Raw genomic sequence first — 19837 nt, forward strand, 5'->3', positions numbered from 1 at the left:
GTTTGTCGATAAAGACCCCGCCCCAACCCCTCCCCACAAGGGGGAGGGGCTTCATCGCCGCGCCGTCTTATTCTCCTCAAATCGTTTCCACTCGCAGCAACGTTGCGAGGAGAAAGACGACGGCCGCAACGGGTTAGCCCCTCCCCCTTGTGGGGAGGGGGCGGGGCGGGATCTTTCTGCCCGGAATAGAGGCCTCACCTAATGAAGCTCACCTCCACCCTCCCTCACCACGCCACCTTCGACGCGAACACCGCCTACATGCGCGGCCTCGTCGACGACCTGAAATCCAAAGTCTCGACCATCGCCATCGGCGGCGGAGAGAAAGCCCGTGAGCGCCACCTCTCGCGCGGAAAACTTCTGCCGCGCGACCGGATCGACGGCCTGCTCGATCCCGGCACGCCTTTCCTCGAATTCTCGCAATTCGCCGCCTACAATGTCTATGACGAACCCATTCCGGCCGCCGGCATTCTCACCGGCATCGGTCGTGTCTCTGGGCGCGAATGCGTCATCATTGTCAACGATGCGACGGTGAAGGGCGGCACCTACTATCCGCTGACGGTCAAGAAGCACCTCCGCGCCCAGGAGATCGCCCGCGAGAACAAGCTGCCCTGCATCTACCTGGTGGATTCCGGCGGCGCCAACCTGCCGAACCAGGACGAGGTCTTCCCCGATCGCGATCACTTCGGCCGCATCTTCTACAATCAGGCGACCATGTCCGCCGAGGGCATTCCTCAGATCGCCGTGGTTATGGGAAGCTGCACCGCCGGCGGCGCCTATGTGCCCGCGATGAGCGACCAGTCGATCATCGTCAAGAACCAGGGCACGATCTTCCTCGGCGGCCCGCCGCTGGTCAAGGCCGCGACCGGCGAGGTCGTGTCTGCCGAGGACCTCGGCGGCGCTGACGTCCATTCCCGCACATCAGGGGTCACCGACCACTATGCGAACGACGACCGGCACGCACTGGCGATGGCGCGCAGCATCGTCGGAACGCTCAATCGGCCCAAGCTGGTCGACCTCGAACTGCGTGCGAGCACCGAGCCGCTCTATCCCACCAGCGATCTGCACGGCATCGTGCCATCCGATGCGCGCAAACCATTCGACGTGCGCGAGGTGATCGCCCGCATCGTCGATGGATCGGATTTCGACGAGTTCAAGGCGCTCTACGGCACGACCTTGGTCTGCGGCTTCGCCCACATCTTCGGCTATCCCGTCGGCATCGTCGCCAACAATGGCATCCTGTTTTCGGAATCGGCGCTCAAGGGTGCCCACTTCATCGAACTCTGCGCTCAGCGCGGCATTCCGCTCGTCTTTCTGCAGAATATCACGGGCTTCATGGTCGGCCGGAAATACGAGGCCGGCGGCATCGCCAAGGACGGTGCCAAACTGGTGACGGCGGTCGCCTGCGCCAAGGTGCCGAAATTCACCGTGGTCATCGGCGGCTCGTTCGGCGCCGGCAATTACGGCATGTGCGGCCGGGCCTATTCGCCGCGTTTCCTCTGGATGTGGCCGAATGCCCGCATCTCCGTCATGGGCGGCGAACAGGCGGCGTCGGTTCTGGCGCAGGTGCGTCGTGACGGGATGGAAGCAAGCGGCAAGAGCTGGTCTGCCGAGGAGGAAGAGGCCTTCAAGGCGCCGATCCGCGACAAATACGAGATCGAAGGCCACCCCTACTATGCCAGCGCCCGGCTGTGGGACGACGGCATCATCGATCCGGCCGATACCCGCATGGTGCTGGGCCTGGGTATTTCGGCCTCGCTCAATGCGCCGATCGAACCGACCCGGTTCGGCATTTTCAGGATGTGAGGCAGTGATGTTCAAGAAAATCCTGATAGCCAATCGCGGCGAAATCGCCGCCCGCGTCATCCGCACTGCGCGCCGGATGGGCGTCGAGACGGTCGCCGTCTATTCCGAAGCCGACCGCGATGCCCAGCATGTGGCGCTCGCCGACGATGCCCGCCTGATTGGTCCCGCGCCGGCACGGCAATCCTATCTCGACCAGCAGAAGGTTATCGCGGCCGCAGTCGATAGCGGCGCCGAGGCCGTGCATCCCGGCTATGGCTTCCTGTCGGAGAATGCCGATTTCGCCGACGCCTGCACGGCAGCCGGCCTGATCTTCATCGGACCACCCGCATCGGCGATCCGCGCCATGGGCGGCAAAAGCGAAGCCAAGGCGCTGATGGCGGGCGCCGGCGTGCCGCTGGTGCCCGGCTATCACGGCGCGGACCAGTCGCCAGAGGTGCTGTTCGCTGAAGCGGCCGATGTCGGCTATCCCGTGCTGATCAAGGCTTCGGCCGGCGGCGGCGGCAAGGGCATGCGTGTGGCGGAAACGCCCGACGTTTTCGCGGCCGAACTAGCGGGCGCCAAGCGCGAGTCGATGGCGTCCTTCAGCGACGACCGGATGCTAATCGAGAAATATCTCGTGCGCCCCCGCCATGTCGAAGTGCAGGTCTTCGCCGACAATCACGGCAATTGCCATTCGCTGTTCGAGCGCGATTGCTCGATCCAGCGGCGTCACCAGAAGGTCATCGAGGAGGCACCGGCGCCGGGGCTCTCCCCGGACCTGCGCAAGCGGATGGGCGAGGCTGCGGTGGCTGCGGCAAAAGCCATTGGCTATTCCGGCGCGGGTACGATTGAATTCCTGCTCGATAGCAGGGGCGAATTCTACTTCATGGAAATGAACACACGGCTGCAGGTCGAGCATCCCGTCACGGAGTTCATCACCGGCCTCGATCTCGTGGAGTGGCAGCTGCGGGTTGCTTCCGGCGAGCGGCTGCCCGAGAGCTGGCGCGACCTCACGATCAACGGCCATGCGATCGAGACGCGCATCTATGCCGAGGATGCCGCCAATGGCTTCCTGCCCTCGACCGGCCTCGTCTCGCATCTGAGGATGCCCGAGGCTGGCCCGCATGTCCGCATCGACAGCGGCATCCGCGCGGGAGATCGTATCACCGTGCATTATGATCCGATGATCGCCAAGCTGGTCGTCTGGGACAAGGACCGCACGGCTGCCGTTTCGCGCATGCGGCGCGCACTGGCCGATACCGCGATTACAGGCGTTAGCAGCAATGTCGGCTTTCTCTCGCGGCTGGTCGGCCTGCCGTCGTTCGAACAGGCCCACCTCGACACCGGCTTCATCGGCCGCCACGAGGACGAACTTCTCGCAGCGCCAGCGATCGATGCGTCGTCCATCGCGCTGGCCGGCCTTGGCCTCCTGCTTCATCGACGCGCCACCGCGGAACGGCAGGCAGCGGCGTCATCCGATGCTTCCAGTCCTTGGTCCCGGATGAATGGCTTCCGGTTGAATGTTCCCGCTCGCGAAACATTGCGCATCGAACTCGATGGGAAATTGGTTACGCCGACAGTTCAGCATCTCGATCGGGGCTTCCGCTTCGAGCACGAGGGCACCGGCCTTGATATCGATGGCACATTGAGTACAGAAGGCACGTTGGATGCCCGCATCGGCGATCGGAAAGTCCGTGGTTTCTTCTGGGGCGACGGCCAGCGCTTCGATCTCTTCTCCGAGGGGCAACATCTCCACATCACGCTTCCCGATCCGATGGGCGAGGGCGGTTCCGAAGCTGCGGCTGGCGCAATGACCGCACCCATGCCCGGCATCATCCGCGCGATCCTTGCCACTCCCGGCGAGCGTGTCGTGAAGGGCACGGCACTGATCATCATGGAAGCGATGAAGATGGAGCACACGATTCGCGCACCGGCCGATGGCGTGGTCGATGCCTTCAACTGCGCCGAAGGCGCGATGACCGAGGCGGGCACTGTGCTCGTGTCGTTCACGCCGGAGGCCGGGTCATGACGCTGCCGACGAAGGTGAAAATCGTCGAAGTCGGGCCACGAGATGGCCTGCAGAACGAAGCGGCCATCGTTCCCGCCTCCGTGAAGATCGAGCTCGTCGATCGCCTCGCACGTGCAGGCTTGCCGGTGGTGGAAGCGGGCTCCTTCGTCTCGCCGAAATGGGTGCCGCAGATGGCCGATTCGGCTGAGGTCTTCGCCGGCATTTCCAGACAAGGGGGCACGTCTTATCCGGCGCTGGTTCCTAATATGAAGGGGCTGGAAGCCGCACTTGCCGTCGGCGTTGAAGAGATCGCGGTCTTCGTCTCGGCTTCAGAAGGCTTCAGCCAGAAGAATATCGCTTGCTCGCGTGCCGAAAGCCTCGAGCGGTTGGCACCGGTGACCACGCGGGCGATAGCCGAGGGGTTGAAGGTCCGCGGCTACCTTTCCTGTGTCGCCGGCTGCCCCTATGACGGCGATGTTCCCGTTGCCGCCGTCGTCGAGATGTCGAACGCTTTGATCGGCATGGGTTGCTACGAACTCTCGCTCGGCGACACGATCGGTGTCGGCACCGCGGATCAGATGCGCGGCATCATCAGGGGCGTGGCTGGCTCCGTGCCGAAGGACCGGATCGCCATGCATTTCCATGACACCTGCGGCCAGGGCGTCGCCAACGTGTTGGCCAGCCTGGAGGAGGGCATTTCGGTCTTCGACAGTTCCGTGGCCGGTCTCGGCGGTTGCCCCTATGCGCGGGGCGCCAGCGGCAATGTCGCGACCGAGGATGTGGTCTATCTGCTGCGTGGTCTCGGGATCGAGACCGGTGTTAATCTCGATACGGTTGCTGAGATCGGCGGCTGGATCAGCGAACGCCTCAACCGTCCCAATGCCGCGCGGGCCGGCCGGGCGATCCTGGCGAGAAGGGAGGCTTGACATGGCCGAGGAACTGCTCGTCGAACGCCGAGGGTCCGTGCTCTGGCTGACGCTCAATCGGCCCGAGAGGCACAATGCCATCAATGGCGCGATGACGGCAGCGCTGGTTGAGGCGCTTGGTGAGGCCTCGACCGATATAGGCGTCAGGGCGATCGTCCTGACGGGAGCCGGCGAACGAACGTTCTGTTCCGGCGCCGACCTCAAGGACCAATCCAGCATGTTCGCCTCGGCGGGCGGGACGAACCCGATCGGCAATGTGCTGCGGGCGGTTCAGGCGTGCAGCAAGCTCGTGGTCGCCCGTCTCAACGGTTCGGCGCTTGCCGGCGGCCTTGGTCTCGTCGCGGCCTGCGATCTCGCCTATGCTGCCCATCACGCCAAGTTCGGCCTGCCCGAAGTGCGCGTCGGCGTCTTTCCGATGATGATCGCAACACGCCTGACGCGCCAGATCCCCGAGCGCCGTTTCCGAGAGATGGCTTATCTCGGGGAGACGATCGGCACTGAGGAGGCCGAACGCCATGGCCTCATCAATCGCGCGGTTCCCGCTGCCGAACTCGACGCCCTCATCCAGTCAGTTCTCGACAAGCTTATGCTCGGCGCGCCGGGTGCGATCTCGGCCGGCAAGCAGGCCCTGTCAGAGATGCAGGACATGCCGCAGACCGAACGGCTGGCATATGCCGAGCGCATGATCGCCACATTGGGCGAAAGCACCGAGGCGCGCGAGGGCCGCACCGCCTTCGCCGAAAAGCGCAGGCCGGGCTGGGTGCTTAGCGCAGACGACGTTTAGAGCGCTTCATTGTTAAATGGAAACAGTTCTGTTGGCTCAAACGGAGTCGGATGGTCGACCGGTGGGCCACGTGTCGTAGCCAAAGCATACGGCCAAGCCGGCCGGTCGATCAGCCGGCCCGTTTCAGCCAACCCGAAGGGCCGGGCATCTTTCCGCCATGACCTGCGGCGCCGGGCAGAACTGCTTCCATTTAGCAATGAAACGCTCTAACCGTGAGAAAGCGACGCCACCCGCAGCGCGACGACGATCAGTAGTCGATGCCTGCGACTTCCGCGAGCCGATCGATATCGTGGATAGTGACGCTGCGAGTGGTCTCGATGCGGATCACCTTTTCCTGCTTCAGCTTGGTCACCTGCCGGCTGACGGTCTCGATGGTGAGGCCAAGAAAATCCGCGATGTCCTGCCTGCTCAGCGGCAGTTCGAACCGCAGTGTTCCGCTGCTGTCGCCATCACTGTGGGTGGCGATGAGGTGCAGGAAGCTCGCGACCTTCTCGCGCGCCGTCTTGCGGCCGAGTGTCAGCATCCAGTCGCGCGCATCGTCGAGTTCGACCAGCGCCTGGCTGTGGAGCCGGTGTCCGAGATCAGGCGCACGCATCACCATGCGGTCGAGTGCAGACTTGGCGACAACGCAGATTTCGATATCGGTGGCCGCCTCTGCGGTCAGCGCACTGTCATTGGCGAAGGGCCGGCCGATGAAACCGGGTGCGAATTGCAGCCCGACGATCTGCTGGCGTCCATCGGACATTCTCTTGGTGAGCTTGACGACACCCTTGATGATATTTGCATAGGAGACGATGCGTTCTCCCTGGCTGAGCAGTTCCGAACCATGATCAACTTTCCGGCGCGCGGTGAAGCGGCTGAGTTCGGAAAGTTGCCCGTCTGTCATGGCACCGCAGATGCCGCCCTCGCGCGTCTCACACGAGCGGCATGCCAATGGCATCTCCACAACGTGAAAATCTTTCCTTCGCGCTTCCATGGCTCCACTCGCTTCCGATGGACAGATAGTCATCCCACCTAAATTTGAAGATTTGGGTTTATCTAAAGAGCGCGCCCTGCGATTGTTTTACAATCCCCACTTCTTATGAGTGAGAGGTCGATTTTGATGGAAATCAATTCAAACGCTCCACCGAAGAGGGGACGAAGCCTGCTTTGGAGGCCTCGACGGCGGCAATCGGGAGAGCTGTGCGGATTATCGTCGAGGGCATCATTTCCCAAGGGAACGGTACCGGGGCTTTGTGCATTTCGAGTCCTGACGGCAGCATTCTTGAAAAAGCGTAGCCTGTTTGGTTGTCAAATCCGCCTTGACGGTTGACACGTCATGCAACTCACGTGAAGGAGTGCTAACGGGTGGCGGTTTCGAACTGCTCAGGCAGGGCCGGGATATGGACGGGAAGACAGGAAGACCAATACTTTCGCTGAAATTCAAGACCTCGCCTCCTTCAGGAGAGGCGCCGGCTGTGGATCAGCGCAAGAGCGCGCCCGAAAAACCCGTGGCGGTTGCACCCAAGGCCGACGTCGCGGCCAAGCCTTTCGCCATGCCGAAGCCCGTCCTCGCGCGCAAGCAGGCGTTGCGGGAAGTGTTCGTGGCCAAGACCATGGCCAAGCCGGAAAAGCCGGTCGAGGACCACAAGGCTGCACCGCCGATCGAGCCCGCCGCCTTCAAGGCGGCGACCAAGGCAGCGATGAAGGCCGCGTCTTCCGTCGTCGCCGATCCGGCCTGGCAGAGTGCCGATCTTCAGAAAAGCTATCAGGAAGCAAAGAGCCACGCCCAGCCGGTTCACCGCAAGCAGGCCAAGCTGATCAGCGGCATCGTCATGCGACGGGTGGCACCTGACCTGCCCGAGGAATCCGAAACCCGGAGCCTCGCCATGCGCGCGGCGTATGCGGCGGCGTTCGCAAGTCTGATCGGCAGCGCCGAAGAAATCTCACCGGGCGCGGGCGCCTAGTTACGCCGCTTTGACTTCCGCGATCTTGCGGAGCAGGTCCGAGATCGGCTTGGGCCGCCCGAGGAAATAACCCTGGGCTTCGTCGCAGCCCTCACTGAGCAGGATTTCGAGCTGATCCTGCGTCTCGACGCCTTCGGCGAGCACCGGGACTTCGAGGCTCTGCCCGAGTGCGAGGATGGCGCGAATGATCGCCTTCGCTTGCGGGCTTGTTTCCACCTCGTTCATGAAGCTGCGGTCGAGCTTGATCTTGTCGAAGGGGAAGGCACGTAGCGTCTCGAGCGACGAATAGCCGGTTCCGAAATCGTCGATGGCGATCGATACACCGAGATCCTTGATCTGCCTGAGCGTCATCAGCGCGCGGTTCTTGTCGGTGATGATCGAGCTTTCGGTGATCTCGATTTCGAGGCGCTTGGGGTTCAGGCCGGTTTCAATCAGCACGTTGCGGACGATCGCCGCCATGTCGGCATGGCCGAGCTGGACCGGGGAAAGGTTGACCGCGATCTTGTGCGGCATTTCCCAGGTCGCGGCTTCGCGGCAGGCTTCCGCCAGCACCCATTCGCCGATCGGCAGGATGGCGCCGCATTCCTCGGCCAGCGTGATGAAATCCATCGGCGGCACGTTGCCGCGCTCGGGATGATACCAGCGGAGCAGCACTTCGTATCCGGTGATCGCACCGGTCGCGACGGATTTCTGGACCTGGTAGTTCAGGTGGAACTGTTTCTTTTCAATCGCGACCCACAAATCGTTGGCCAGCGCGCGACGGCTGCGGGCGGCCTCGTCCATCGCACCTTCGTAGAAGCAGACGCGCTGGATGATCGAGTTCTTGGCGCGGTACATGGCGAGGTCGGCATTCGCGAGCAACTGTTCGCCGTCCGTCGCATCCGCCGGATAGAGTGCGATGCCGAGGCTGGCGCCGGTGCGGACTTCGAAGCTGTCGATATTCATGTCGCCGACGAGGCATTTTTCGAGCCGGCCGGCGAAATCGTGCAGTTCCGACATGTCGGTGAAGCGCTTGATCGCCGCGAATTCATCGCCGCCGAAGCGGGCAACAAATTCGCCCTGTTGGAGTGCTGCGGTCATCGCCTCGGCGAGTGCGACAAGCACCTGGTCGCCGGCGGCATGGCCGTGCTGGTCGTTGATCTCCTTGAACTTGTCGAGATCGATGCCGATCACGGCGACTTTGGCGTGGGTACGCTCGGCCAGCTTGATCTCGTCGTCGAGCATTTCGTTGAATTCCGCCCGGTTCGGCAAGCCCGTGAGGCCGTCATGCCGCGCCATGTAAGCGATCTTTTCCTCCGACTGGAGGCGCTGGGTGATGTCCTCGAAGGTAACGACCCAGCCGCCATCGCTGGTGGCGTTGTAGATCGCCTGGATCGAGCGGCCGTCCTGATATTTCTGGATCGTGCTGCCGGAGCCCGAGCGCACCACTGCCATGGCCCGTTCGTAATGCTCCGCCGCGCGGGGAAGCGCGATTTCGGGCAGTTGGAAACGGTTCAGAAAAGCCTGTTCGAGGATCTCGCGATAGAGGCGGCCGGCAACGGCCAGGCTCGCGGGGAAGCCGAAGATTTCGCTGTAGTGCTTGTTGGCCAGCACCAGACGCTCGTCCTTGTCGAACAGGCAGATGCCTTGCGACATGTTTTCGAGTGCGATGTCGAGATTGCGCGTGACAGTCGCGATGCCGTCCTCGTTCTGCTTCTGTCTGGTCTTGTCGCGCGTGATGCTGGCATAGCCGAGAAGCTTGCCGCTCTCGTCGCGAATCGGGTCGATCACGACATGCGCCCAGAAAGACGAACCGTCCTTGCGGAATCGCCAGCCCTCGTCCTCGAACTTCCCTTCGGTCAGCGCGGTCGCAAGCGCACGCGCCGGCAGACCCTTGCGTCGATCTTCCCAGGAATAGAACTTTGCAAAATCCTGGCCCACGATCTCGTCGGCGGTGTAGCCCTTGGCGCGTTGCGCGCCGGCATTCCAGTTGCTCACGCGGCCTTCGACGTCGAGCATATAAATGGCATAGTCGGTCACGCCCTGCACGAGGCGCTTGAAATTGGCTTCGCTCGCCGCCGCCTGGCTTTCGGCGCGAACGGCGAATGTCATCGCCATCAGTCCCGATGTCAGCAGCGACAGCGAGGTCGCGGCGATGCTGATCACCATCACCGACGGAGAGAGCAGCGACGCAGGATCGAGCGTCTCGACGCTTGACACGACGGTCACCCCACCCATGGCGGTAAAGTGCAGCAAAACGACCCCAAGGGTTAGCAGGATCGTGCCGCCAAATTTGCGCGTGTTGTGAGATTTCGCAGTGGAGGCGACACAGAAGGCCAGCGTTGAAAGCGCTGCTCCGATTACGATCGACGCCACCACATAGGCATGATCCCAGATGATGGAGCCGGGGAATTCGATGGCAGTCATCCCGGTAAAGTGCATGCTTGCCACGCCCGAACCGAACAGGACACCCGCTGCGGCGTAGCCGGTAAATCCACGGAGGAACGCGGCACAGGCGACTGCGGCAAAGGTTGCCACGATCGCCATCGCCAGCGACAAGAAGGTGAGTTCGGGTTCGTATCCCACAACGACGCCTGGGTCGTAGGCAAGCATAGCAATAAAATGCGTCGACCAGATTCCGAATCCGCCAGATGCGCCGGCCACCCCTAGCCAGATCCAGCGTGCCAGCCCCGACCCTTCGTTGCCGCGCTGGACCAGGACGATCGTCGCATGGCTTGCCAGGAAGCAGATGAGGCCGGCCAAGGCAACGAGCCAAAGATTATGTTCGACCGCCAAGCAGGAGAGAACTCGATACATTATGACCACCAACTAAACTGAGTGTGGCGAACGTATCGGCGGGCACTTAAGGAAAATTGAATCGCAGTCAGGATGATGCAACGATTTCAGTGTCTTAAATGCAATGGTTGTAACCGGCGCAGGGAACATCAGGATTTCTTGCTGATTTTTGTCAAGAATAGGCTGCGCTGTCGTAACCACCGCCTTTGATTTCTCTTATTTTTCCAGTCCGGTAACGATTTCTTTACCGAGAAGTCGATCGCGTAGCGAAACTACATATGCATTGACTTGATACAATTTATACGGGCGTATCTAGATGACAATTAGACATGGCTCGGTTTCCCATGCATCCAATTTGCTCCTCTGTGCGTTAATCCCCGTCGAAAGGAGATCACCATGTTCAATATATCTGACATCAAGGAACATGCCGAAGTGGTTGGCGCCGATGGCCGCCACGTCGGTACCGTCGATGGCATCGAGGGCGACCGCATAAAGCTGACGCGTAGCGAGAACGATCCTGGCCATCAGGACCACCACCATTTTATTTCATTCGACAATGTTGCCGGGGTAGAGGGCGGTCGCGTCAAGTTATCCGTAAATGGCGCCGATGCCATCGAGGAGAGCGACGGCCAGTCCCTTCACTGAAGATGATCCGCTCAGGGAGCCGGTACGACCCGGCCCGTCCAGCTTTAGCATAAGGAGTTTTGCAATGGATCAGCGCAACCAGGATGCCAGCAGCGGCGTCGGTCGGCGCGGCGAACCCGTCCGCGGTAACGACCACGACATGCAGATCGACAAGGAAACCGGCCTGCCGGTCGCGATTGTTCCCGATGGGGAAAAGCAGGATACGACGCCGGAAGTGCCGAAGAAGGATCGTTTGAATATCGATCCGGAAAGCCGCATTCCGAAGCCCGTTCAGCCGGATTTGGCCTGAATCGCTAGCTGATTGAGCGAAAGTGACAGCTGGGTAGGTTCAGTCGCCGATATCGTCGTCGCCGACCGGCCCACCCTCGTTCTCGAGGTTGGCAACCCGCTTCGCCTCGGAGCGGGTGAATCTGAGCCTCACGCCGATGCCACCATGCGCATCCTCGGGTACGAACACAGCGCCATACGCTTCGAGTTGATGACCCAACCGCGTGATGATCTCGGCATCGGGTTCGGCCAGCTTTTTCTCGAAGGCCCGGATGACATCTTCCTCGACACCGGTCGTCTCCGATAGCATCTCACGGGAGATATCGGTCAGGGCGCGGGCGGCACGGCATTGGGCGGCTGTGATGGTCATCGTTGTCACTCGCAAACGTCAATCCATTGGGCATCGGTCAGTTCGGCCATGCGGGAAGGCGAAATCCTGACAGCCGCATTCGTCCCGCCGGCCGCCGGCACCACTTCGTCATAAGGCTGGAGCGAAATATCGCAGTAGACCTTGAGCGGCCTCACCAGTCCGAAGGGGCAGACGCCGCCAACGGGATGGCCGGTCTCGCGCTCGACCTCATCAAAGGAGAGCATGCGGGGCTTGGCGGAAAACTGCGCCTTGAATTTCTTGTTGTCCAGTCGCGCGGTTCCCTTGGCCGCAACGAGCACGATCTCTTCGCCGAGCCTTATGGCCAGCGTCTTTGCGATCTGTTCGGGCTTCACGCCGTGACCGGCGGCGGCCAGATCCACCGTGGCGGTGCTGACCGTGAGTTCTATGACTTCGATGTCGGGAGCCTTGGCGGCGAAGAATGCTTTTACGGATTGAACGCTCATGAAAAATGGACTGCCGCTGATTTCGCAATGAGGCCTTATAGCCGGATTTCGACAGCTTTGGAAATGCCGGAAGACTCGAACCAAGCGCCACAAATAGCATCGGCCCGAAATGCGCATGCGCACCGGGCTAGAAGTCTTTGCTGGTGACCTGTCTCAGAATATCCGCGCTGCGGCGATGTTCCGGTCGAAATCTATGCTCAGCAGTATGGTGAACGCAGCCAGCGTGAACGTGGCGATCAGCGTGGCGGTCAATCCGAGAACAATCATTGCTCTTCCTCAAGTGACTTCATCGTCATCAGGCACGGTCTTGGTAGCGGCCGTTGCTTGCTTCAAGCTTGTCGCCGTCAGGCAAAAAGGCAGTCTGTCTGCTGATCTCGCGGGTTTTAATATTAGGATTTATTTTTGTAACACCAAGTGTTTGCATGTTGCGTTAACCTTCAGGCAAGGAATTAACCATAAAGATTTAGGTCACGCCGAAATGGGATAGTTGCGTCTTTCCCCAGGCATGATGCCGCCTCGTCGTACCGGTACTCGCAATCCGGAATTCATCGAAAATGTATGCCTCTCACCGGGCTTGAGCATCCCTGCGCGTTACCGCCGGGAAGGGTCGTCCGGGCATGAAGCGAGAGGCGAAGTTCATGTCAGCCCGTCGGCTGGCATCATGCGTTTGGACGGGGAATAACTTGGTTGAGGCGGCAAAACAGGCGGGGAAGGACCAGCGGGAAGGCGGGAGCCTGAACGGCCGTCTTCGCTTTGCCGGCCTTGATGCCGCTGGCACCGCCTTGATGCGCGAGCATCGCAATCTCCTGCTGCCCCATCTCAAGAACGCGCTCCGCGACCTCTTCCACCGCTTCCAGTCCTATCCCGATGCAGCGCGGAATTTTCAGAGCGAGGCTCAGCTCGAAAGGCTGCACGACCTCGACCAGTCGCACTGGGAAGTGCTGACGGATGCCCGCTTCGATGCGCTCTATGCCGAACGCGTGCGTGCGCTCGCCGATGCCGAACGGCGCATGGGTATCGACCCACGTTGGCACATTGCCGGACATGCCGTCGTGCTGGAACATCTCGTTTCGGGACTGATCGATGAATTCTGGCCGAAATCGATGTTTGCGACTGCTGCGGCACGCAAGGCAAAGCTCGCCGACATTGTCACCGCCGTTTTGCGGACCGCGCTGGTCGATCTCGAAATCGCGGTGTCTCTTCGCTTCAACGAAAGCCGCATGAGCCATCAGCAGGCGCTGGCCGATGCGCGCAGTGCCCAGCGTGCCGAGACCAGGACGCTGCTTGCAGCCATCGCCGAGTGCCTTGCCGCGAAGGACTTCTCGGGCGGGCTGGAGACCGGCGCCGCTGATCATTACGCCGACGTGTTCGATAGCCTCAATTCCGCGCTTTCCGACATCCAGTCGGCACTCAGCACCACATCGGAGAAAAGCGAAGTTGCGCGCGCCTCCACCGGCAGGCTCTCGCTGTCCGCCACGGCGATCGCCGACGGCGTCGGCCGTTCCTCGGGCAGCCTTGCGGCGACCGCTGCGGAACTCGATGAAATCGCGACAAAGGCGGGACGCGGCGCTGCGAGCGCTAAAAGCGCCGAGGCTGCAACAGTCAAGGCCCGGCAGGCAGTGGTCACCAGCGGCGAGATCGTCAGCGAGGCCATCACAGCGATGTCCGGCATCGAGCAGTCGGCCGAGAAGATCGGCCAGATAATCGGCGTCATCGACGAGATCGCGTTCCAGACCAACCTGCTGGCGTTGAATGCCGGCATCGAGGCCGCGCGGGCCGGCGAGTCCGGACGGGGCTTTGCCGTCGTCGCGCAGGAAGTCCGCGCGTTGGCGCAGCGTTCCGCCGATGCGGCCCGCGAAATCAAGCAGCTCGTCACCGGCACCAAGACCCAGGTCGACAGCGGCGTCCAGATGGTCGCCCGTACCCAGGACGCAATCGGCGACATCGTGACCCAGGTCACCGGCATCAACGAGACGATCGTCACGCTGGCGGCCGAGACGGCTGAAACCGCCTCCGATATTGCCGCGACCGCGCGAGCGACCGCTGCCGTGAGCCAGGAACTGATGGGCACCGTCGCTCGTGCAACCGAGGCCCGGGATGAGGCGGATCAATTGCAGTCCGTCATTCTCGAACTCGGCAATACGATCAGGGAATTCCGTCTGGAACGGAGGCAGGAGCGTCCTGCATCCCGCACGCCGAAATCGCAGGCCGTGGCGGTGATCGAGCAGTTCCAGGACGACTTCGACGATTTCGAAGCGGCCCTTGGGTCGCCGGTTCTTCTCGCGGGGAGGGCGGTGGCATGACGCGCCGGCATCTCTCCGCAACATCAGGGCCGCGCGATGCGACGCGCTGGCAAGGCAGGCAGACCATCATCGATCAGGAGCCGCGACACAGAACCGGTGCCCAGGCATCGGTCACGATCCCGGACAACAAGGGGACCACCACATGAAGGGCCAGACAGCCGCAACGAAGGAACTGTCATTGGAGAAGGTGCTCGACCTCAACGAGGCCGGCAATCTCCATGGCAAGCTGATGAACTTGCGCGGTGCGGATGTGGCGATCGATGCCTCCGCCGTGGAGCGGGCGGGCGCGCTCTGCATCCAGGTCCTGATGTCGGCTGCAAAGACTTGGGAAGAAGAAAAATTGAATTTCACCTTTTCGAAGATGTCGGATGCATTGACCAAGACAATGCAGCTCATCGGCGTGAATTACGATCATCTGCTCGCAAAGGAGAGCAAATAATGAAGAAAAAAGTTCTGACGGTGGATGACTCCAGAACCATCCGCAACATGCTTCTCGTCACGCTCAACAACGCCGGATTCGAAACGATCCAGGCGGAAGACGGCATCGAGGGCCTCGAGGTTCTCGAAAATTGTGATCCCGATGTGATCGTGACCGACATCAACATGCCGCGTCTCGATGGCTTCGGCTTCATCGAAGGCGTTCGCCGCAATGAAAAATACCGGGCGATTCCAATCCTCGTGCTCACGACCGAGAGCGATGCGGAAAAGAAGAACCGCGCGCGCCAGGCTGGCGCCACGGGCTGGATCGTCAAGCCTTTCGATCCGACCAAGCTGATTGATGCCATCGAGCGCGTGACCGCCTAACCGGGAATTTACTCCTATGGATATGAACGAAATCAAAGAGATCTTTTTCCAGGAATGCGAGGAACAGCTCGCTGAACTGGAATCAGGTCTCCTCAAGATGAATGATGGCGAAACCGATTCCGAGACCGTCAACGCGGTCTTCCGGGCCGTTCATTCCATCAAGGGGGGTGCCGGCGCGTTCGGGCTGGACGATCTCGTCGCCTTCGCCCATGTGTTCGAGACCACTCTCGATTGCGTTCGATCCAACAAGCTGGACCCCGGTGCTGAAGTCATGAAGGTCATGCTCAAGTCGGCGGACGTTCTCGCCGACCTGACCAATGCGGCCCGTGACGGCGGCACCATCGATCCGAGCCGGACCACCGGCCTCGTCAAGGACCTCGAGGCGCTTGCCAATGGCGAAAGCGTCGGCGGCGGTCATGCCGAAGCAGCACCTGTCAAGGCGGCCCCGGCAAGGGCCGCACCAATGCCCGCACCGGTTGCTGCTGCTCCGGCGGACGACAGCGGGTTTACGCCCATTCCCTTCTCCTTCGACGATTTCGGCGCCGAAGAGGAAGTGGTCGCTGATGTCCCGACCTATGAAGTGAACTTCAAGCCGCGCTCTGAACTCTACACCAAGGGCAATGATGCGGCGCTGCTGCTGCGCGATCTGCGACGTGTCGGTGAAATGAGCATTCATTGCGACATGTCGGCATTGCCTGTTTTAGATGAAATGGAGCCCGAAGCGGCCTATTTCAGCTGGAAGGTCTGGATCAAGACCGAAAAGGGCGAAGACGCGATCCGCCAGGTTTTCGAATTCGCCGAGTGGGATTGCGAGCTTGAGGTCAAGCCGCTCGAGGCCAGGGCAGAGACCGCCAAGGCCGCGAACGAGGAACTGCCGATGCAGCCCGTTCCGTTCGATCTCGCCATGCTGGACGATGACGCTGCGCTGACAATGGAAGGCGAAGATCACATCGCCAGCGTCGAAACCTTGATGGCCACCGTGCAGGCCCAGGAAACCGGCGCCGCGGAGCCCGTTGCAGCACGTGCAGCGCGCGTGGCTGAGAAGAAGGAAAAGGAAGCACCCGCCGCCGCGGCCAAGTCCGGTGGCGACCCAGCCGGTGGCACGCCCACCATCCGCGTCGATCTCGACCGCGTCGACCGCCTGATCAACCTGGTCGGCGAACTCGTCATCAACCAGGCCATGTTGGCCCAGAGCGTGATCGAGAACGACCAGAGCGGCACCAATGGAATCAATATGGGTCTGGAGGAGCTGCAGCAGCTCACCCGCGAGATCCAGGACTCGGTGATGGCGATCCGTGCCCAGCCGGTGAAGCCTGTCTTCCAGCGTATGTCGCGCATCGTCCGCGAAGTCGCCGACATGGTCGGCAAATCGGTCCGCCTGATCACTGAGGGCGAGAACACCGAAGTCGACAAGACTGTCATCGACAAGCTGGCCGAGCCGCTCATGCACATGATCCGCAACGCCGTGGACCACGGCCTGGAATCGACCGAGAAGCGCGAAGCCGCCGGCAAGAACTCCGAAGGCACCGTCAAGCTGACCGCAAAGCATCGCTCGGGCCGCATCGTCATCGAACTCTCCGACGACGGCGCCGGCATCAACCGCGAGAAGGTCAAGCAGAAGGCGATCGACAACGACCTGATCCCCGCCGACGCCAACCTGTCGGACGAAGAGATCGACAACCTCATCTTCATGCCGGGCTTCTCGACCGCCGACAAGATCACCGACGTATCGGGCCGCGGTGTCGGCATGGACGTCGTCAAGCGCTCGATCCAGGCACTCGGCGGCCGCATATCGATCTCCTCGCGCCCGGGCCACGGCTCGACCTTTACCATGAGCCTGCCGCTGACGCTCGCCGTCCTCGATGGCATGGTGGTGACTGTCGCCAACCAGACCCTGGTCGTCCCGCTGACGGCAATCGTCGAAACGCTGCAACCCGAAGCCGCTGCGATCCACTCCTTCGGCGCCCATCAGAAACTGATCGCGATCCGCAATTCCTTCTGCCCGCTGGTCGATGTCGGCCGCATCCTGAACTATCGCCCCCAGCCGGCCAATCCGGTCGATGGCGTCGCACTTCTGGTGGAATCCGAGGGCGGCGGCCAGCGTGCCCTGATGGTCGATGCCATCCAGGGTCAGCGCCAGGTCGTCATCAAGAGCCTCGAGGCGAACTACACCCATGTGCCGGGAATCGCTGCTGCGACGATCCTGGGCGACGGGCGCGTGGCGCTCATCCTCGACGTCGATGCGGTTGTGGCAGCTTCGCGTGGACAGGCGCTCCGGCCTGAAAACGCGCTCGCGGCTGTCGGATGATCCAGGGAAGGGAACGGGCGTAAGCGTATGTCGTACACTGGAAAAACCATTTCGCATGGAGGCCGGGAGCTTATCGCTTTCCGCATCGGCGATCAGGAATTTACTGTGAACATCATGTCGGTTCGCGAGATTCGCGGCTGGACGTCCGCTACGCCCATGCCCCATTCGCCCGCCTACATGAAGGGCGTGATCAACCTGCGCGGCGTCGTCCTTCCGATCGTCGATCTCTCGCTCCGGCTCGGCATGAAGCCTGCCGAACCGACCCAACGGCACGTCATCATCGTGGCGCAGGTACGCGAGAAGGTCGTCGGCCTGCTGGTCGATGCGGTGTCCGATATACTGACCGTGACCGACGACAATATCCAGCCGACCCCGGAGATCGCATCCAATCTCGAACGGTCGTTTGCCCGGGGCATTCTGGCGATCGAGAGCCGGATGATCTGCGTCATCGAACTCGAATCCCTGTTCCCGGAACATGAAAGCGAAGCGGCTTGACCATGAATGTAGCCATCGATCAGCGCCGCAATCCTGACGAGGTCCTCGCAGCCGGGGAATTCCCGCTGACGCGCAAGGATCTCGCCGAGGTTTCCGCGATGATCTATTCCGATGCCGGCATCTTCCTCAACGAGACCAAGGCTTCGCTTGTCTATTCCCGGCTGTCCAAGCATATCAGGCAGCTCGGCCTGAGGAATTTCCGCGAATATTGCGCGCTGGTTTCCTCGCCGGCCGGCAGCGCGGCACGCAAGGAAATGCTGTCCTTCCTGACCACCAATTTCACGCGCTTCTTTCGCGAAAACCACCATTTCGACAATCTGCGCGATGAGGTGCTTCCGGGTCTCGTGTCGCGGCTCAAGGCCGGCGGCCGTGCCCGCATCTGGTCGGCTGCGTCGTCGGACGGGCAGGAGCCCTATTCGATCGCGCTGACCGCGCTTTCGCTCATGCCCAACATCGCCGACTACGACTTCAAGATCCTGGCGACCGACATCGATCCGAAGATCCTCGCGGCTGCCCGCCTGGGCGCATATGATGCCGCTTCGCTCGAAACCGTCAGCCCGCAGATGCGCAAACAATGGTTCCAGGAAGTCGCCGTCGATGGCAAGCCGAAGTTCCAGGTCGTCGATGCAGTCAAGCGGCTGATCACCTATAACGAGCTGAACCTGATGGCCGCCTGGCCGTTCAAGGGCAAGTTCGACGTCATTTTCTGCCGCAATGTCGTGATCTATTTCGACGAGCCGACCCAGATGCGCATCTGGTCGCGTTTCTCCGAGCTTCTGCCGGTGGGCGGCCATCTCTATATCGGCCATTCCGAGCGCGTGTCGGGCGACGCCAAGGCCTGCTTCGACAATACGGGCATCACCACCTATCGTTACAACGGCAAGCCGGGGGGCAAGGTCTGATGTCGCCAGCTCGCGTCCTTGTCGTCGATGACTCCCCCACCATGCGTGGCCTGATTTCCGCTGTGCTCAATTCCGATCCTGATGTGAGCGTCATCGGCCAGTGCGGAGACGCGCTGCAGGCGCGCGCTGCGATCAAGGAACTCAACCCCGATGTCGTCACGCTCGACATCGAGATGCCGAACATGAGCGGCCTCGAGTTTCTCGAAAAGATCATGACGCTCAGGCCCATGCCCGTCATCATGGTATCCTCGCTCACCCAGCGCGGGGCGGATGCCACGATCGCGGCACTCGAGATCGGCGCGTTTGACTGTATCGGCAAGCCGGTGCCAGGCGATGCGCGCCCGTTCCACGAATTGATCGAGAAGGTGAAGGCCGCCGCCAAGTCAGCCGCCAGCTATCAATATACACGCAAACCTGCCGCTGCCCCGGCCCCGGCCGCCAACACCAATGCGGTGCCCGAATACCGGGTTGGCCGCAAGGTCGTGGCGATCGGTTCGTCCACTGGCGGTGTCGAGGCGCTGATAGAAGTTCTTAAGAGATTTCCGGTTAATTGCCCTCCGACGGTCATCACTCAGCACATGCCCGGCACCTTCACTAAAAGCTTTGCGGAGCGGCTGAACCGGCTCTGCGCACCACAGGTGCAGGAAGCGACGGATGGAGCACGCCTGGAGATCGGCAGGATCTACCTGGCACCCGGCGGCGAGCGGCATCTGACCGTCGTCAATCCTCACGCGCCTTCCTGCCGGCTTGTCGACAAGCCGCCGGTCAACGGTCATCGGCCCTCGGTCGACGTGCTGTTTGATTCGGTTGCCGAGCTCGCGGGCCGCAATGCGGTCGGTGTGATTCTCACTGGCATGGGGCGAGACGGTGCCTCGGGCCTTTTGAAAATGCGGCATGCAGGCGCCCGCACCGTCGGGCAGAACGAAAAAACCTGCATTGTCTATGGAATGCCCCGCGTGGCGTTTGAACTGGGGGCTGTGGAAAGCCAGCTTCCGCTCAACGGCATCGGGGAGGAAATACTGAAACTTACAGCCGCCCGAAAAGAAGGGAGCGACTAA

19 protein-coding genes are annotated in these 19837 nt (G+C 61.6%); 15 read left to right on the top strand and 4 right to left on the bottom strand.

What is annotated here, in order from left to right; translation table 11 throughout:
• The first annotated feature begins 201 nt into the window (after positions 1 to 201).
• The 4 genes from IHQ71_RS04640 to IHQ71_RS04655 are packed head-to-tail and all read left to right on the top strand — an operon-like array spanning position 202 to position 5500.
• The gene (locus IHQ71_RS04640; protein WP_308737918.1) at positions 202 to 1803 is read left to right on the top strand and encodes a carboxyl transferase domain-containing protein; all 1602 of its coding nucleotides are present in this window, start codon (positions 202 to 204) and stop codon (positions 1801 to 1803) included.
• A 7-nt stretch (positions 1804 to 1810) separates the two neighbouring features.
• Positions 1811 to 3811 carry an acetyl/propionyl/methylcrotonyl-CoA carboxylase subunit alpha gene (locus IHQ71_RS04645; RefSeq protein ID WP_258160791.1) on the top strand — a complete coding sequence of 667 codons (2001 nt, stop codon included), beginning with the start codon at positions 1811 to 1813 and terminating at the stop codon, positions 3809 to 3811.
• Positions 3808 to 4716 carry a hydroxymethylglutaryl-CoA lyase gene (locus tag IHQ71_RS04650; RefSeq protein ID WP_258160792.1) on the top strand — a complete coding sequence of 303 codons (909 nt, stop codon included), beginning with the start codon at positions 3808 to 3810 and terminating at the stop codon, positions 4714 to 4716. The genes IHQ71_RS04645 and IHQ71_RS04650 overlap by 4 nt, the downstream gene beginning before the upstream one ends.
• 1 nt (position 4717) lies before the next feature.
• Positions 4718 to 5500 (top strand): enoyl-CoA hydratase-related protein, encoded by a 783-nt coding sequence (locus IHQ71_RS04655; protein WP_258160793.1) that lies wholly within the window; start codon positions 4718 to 4720, stop codon positions 5498 to 5500.
• Between the two features lie 247 nt (positions 5501 to 5747).
• Here the strand turns inward: IHQ71_RS04655 and IHQ71_RS04660 are convergent, their stop codons facing one another.
• Positions 5748 to 6476 carry a Crp/Fnr family transcriptional regulator gene (locus IHQ71_RS04660; protein WP_258160794.1) on the bottom strand — a complete coding sequence of 243 codons (729 nt, stop codon included), beginning with the start codon at positions 6474 to 6476 and terminating at the stop codon, positions 5748 to 5750.
• 481 nt (positions 6477 to 6957) lie between these two features.
• On the opposite strand from IHQ71_RS04660, the gene IHQ71_RS04665 reads away from it, so the two are divergent.
• Positions 6958 to 7446 carry a hypothetical protein gene (locus tag IHQ71_RS04665; RefSeq protein WP_258160795.1) on the top strand — a complete coding sequence of 163 codons (489 nt, stop codon included), beginning with the start codon at positions 6958 to 6960 and terminating at the stop codon, positions 7444 to 7446.
• Here IHQ71_RS04665 and IHQ71_RS04670 read toward each other — a convergent pair whose 3' ends face one another.
• The gene (locus IHQ71_RS04670; protein ID WP_258160796.1) at positions 7447 to 10242 is read right to left on the bottom strand and encodes an EAL domain-containing protein; all 2796 of its coding nucleotides are present in this window, start codon (positions 10240 to 10242) and stop codon (positions 7447 to 7449) included.
• Between the two features lie 375 nt (positions 10243 to 10617).
• Here IHQ71_RS04670 and IHQ71_RS04675 point away from each other — a divergent pair, with 375 nt between their 5' ends.
• The gene (locus tag IHQ71_RS04675; protein ID WP_258160797.1) at positions 10618 to 10866 is read left to right on the top strand and encodes a DUF2171 domain-containing protein; all 249 of its coding nucleotides are present in this window, start codon (positions 10618 to 10620) and stop codon (positions 10864 to 10866) included.
• Positions 10867 to 10930: 64 nt separating this feature from the next.
• Entirely contained in the window at positions 10931 to 11155 is a 225-nt protein-coding gene (locus IHQ71_RS04680; protein ID WP_258160798.1) for a hypothetical protein, read from the top strand.
• Positions 11156 to 11194: 39 nt separating this feature from the next.
• Here the strand turns inward: IHQ71_RS04680 and IHQ71_RS04685 are convergent, their stop codons facing one another.
• Both IHQ71_RS04685 and IHQ71_RS04690 read right to left on the bottom strand, forming a co-directional pair.
• Positions 11195 to 11503 carry an XRE family transcriptional regulator gene (locus IHQ71_RS04685; RefSeq protein ID WP_258160799.1) on the bottom strand — a complete coding sequence of 103 codons (309 nt, stop codon included), beginning with the start codon at positions 11501 to 11503 and terminating at the stop codon, positions 11195 to 11197.
• A gap of 5 nt (positions 11504 to 11508) precedes the next feature.
• A complete protein-coding gene (locus tag IHQ71_RS04690; RefSeq protein ID WP_258160800.1) occupies positions 11509 to 11967 on the bottom strand; it encodes a YbaK/EbsC family protein in 459 nt (152 codons plus the stop codon).
• Between the two features lie 109 nt (positions 11968 to 12076).
• Here IHQ71_RS04690 and IHQ71_RS04695 point away from each other — a divergent pair, with 109 nt between their 5' ends.
• The 8 genes from IHQ71_RS04695 (at position 12077) to IHQ71_RS04730 (ending at position 19837) form a co-directional block, all read left to right on the top strand.
• The gene (locus IHQ71_RS04695) at positions 12077 to 12454 is read left to right on the top strand and encodes a hypothetical protein (RefSeq protein ID WP_258160801.1); all 378 of its coding nucleotides are present in this window, start codon (positions 12077 to 12079) and stop codon (positions 12452 to 12454) included.
• 196 nt (positions 12455 to 12650) lie between these two features.
• Positions 12651 to 14270: a globin-coupled sensor protein gene (locus IHQ71_RS04700; protein WP_258160802.1), complete on the top strand. Its 1620-nt coding sequence runs from the start codon at positions 12651 to 12653 to the stop codon at positions 14268 to 14270.
• Positions 14271 to 14412: 142 nt separating this feature from the next.
• Positions 14413 to 14709, top strand: coding sequence for an STAS domain-containing protein (locus IHQ71_RS04705; protein ID WP_258160803.1), 297 nt, complete (start codon positions 14413 to 14415; stop codon positions 14707 to 14709).
• Positions 14709 to 15074 (top strand): chemotaxis response regulator CheY1, encoded by a 366-nt coding sequence (gene cheY1, locus IHQ71_RS04710; protein ID WP_258160804.1) that lies wholly within the window; start codon positions 14709 to 14711, stop codon positions 15072 to 15074. Before IHQ71_RS04705 ends, cheY1 begins: the two co-directional genes overlap by 1 nt.
• A gap of 16 nt (positions 15075 to 15090) precedes the next feature.
• Positions 15091 to 17382, top strand: a complete 2292-nt coding sequence (locus IHQ71_RS04715) for a chemotaxis protein CheA (protein WP_258160805.1) — start codon at positions 15091 to 15093, stop codon at positions 17380 to 17382.
• A 27-nt stretch (positions 17383 to 17409) separates the two neighbouring features.
• Entirely contained in the window at positions 17410 to 17877 is a 468-nt protein-coding gene (locus IHQ71_RS04720) for a chemotaxis protein CheW (RefSeq protein WP_258160806.1), read from the top strand.
• A 2-nt stretch (positions 17878 to 17879) separates the two neighbouring features.
• On the top strand, positions 17880 to 18779 hold the full coding sequence (locus tag IHQ71_RS04725) for a protein-glutamate O-methyltransferase (protein ID WP_258160807.1): 900 nt from the start codon (positions 17880 to 17882) through the stop codon (positions 18777 to 18779).
• The gene (locus IHQ71_RS04730; protein WP_258162743.1) at positions 18776 to 19837 is read left to right on the top strand and encodes a chemotaxis response regulator protein-glutamate methylesterase; all 1062 of its coding nucleotides are present in this window, start codon (positions 18776 to 18778) and stop codon (positions 19835 to 19837) included. The genes IHQ71_RS04725 and IHQ71_RS04730 overlap by 4 nt, the downstream gene beginning before the upstream one ends.

Origin of the sequence: Rhizobium sp. TH2 (genome assembly GCF_024707525.1) — a bacterium.
Classification (GTDB): Bacteria; Pseudomonadota; Alphaproteobacteria; order Rhizobiales; family Rhizobiaceae; genus Rhizobium_E.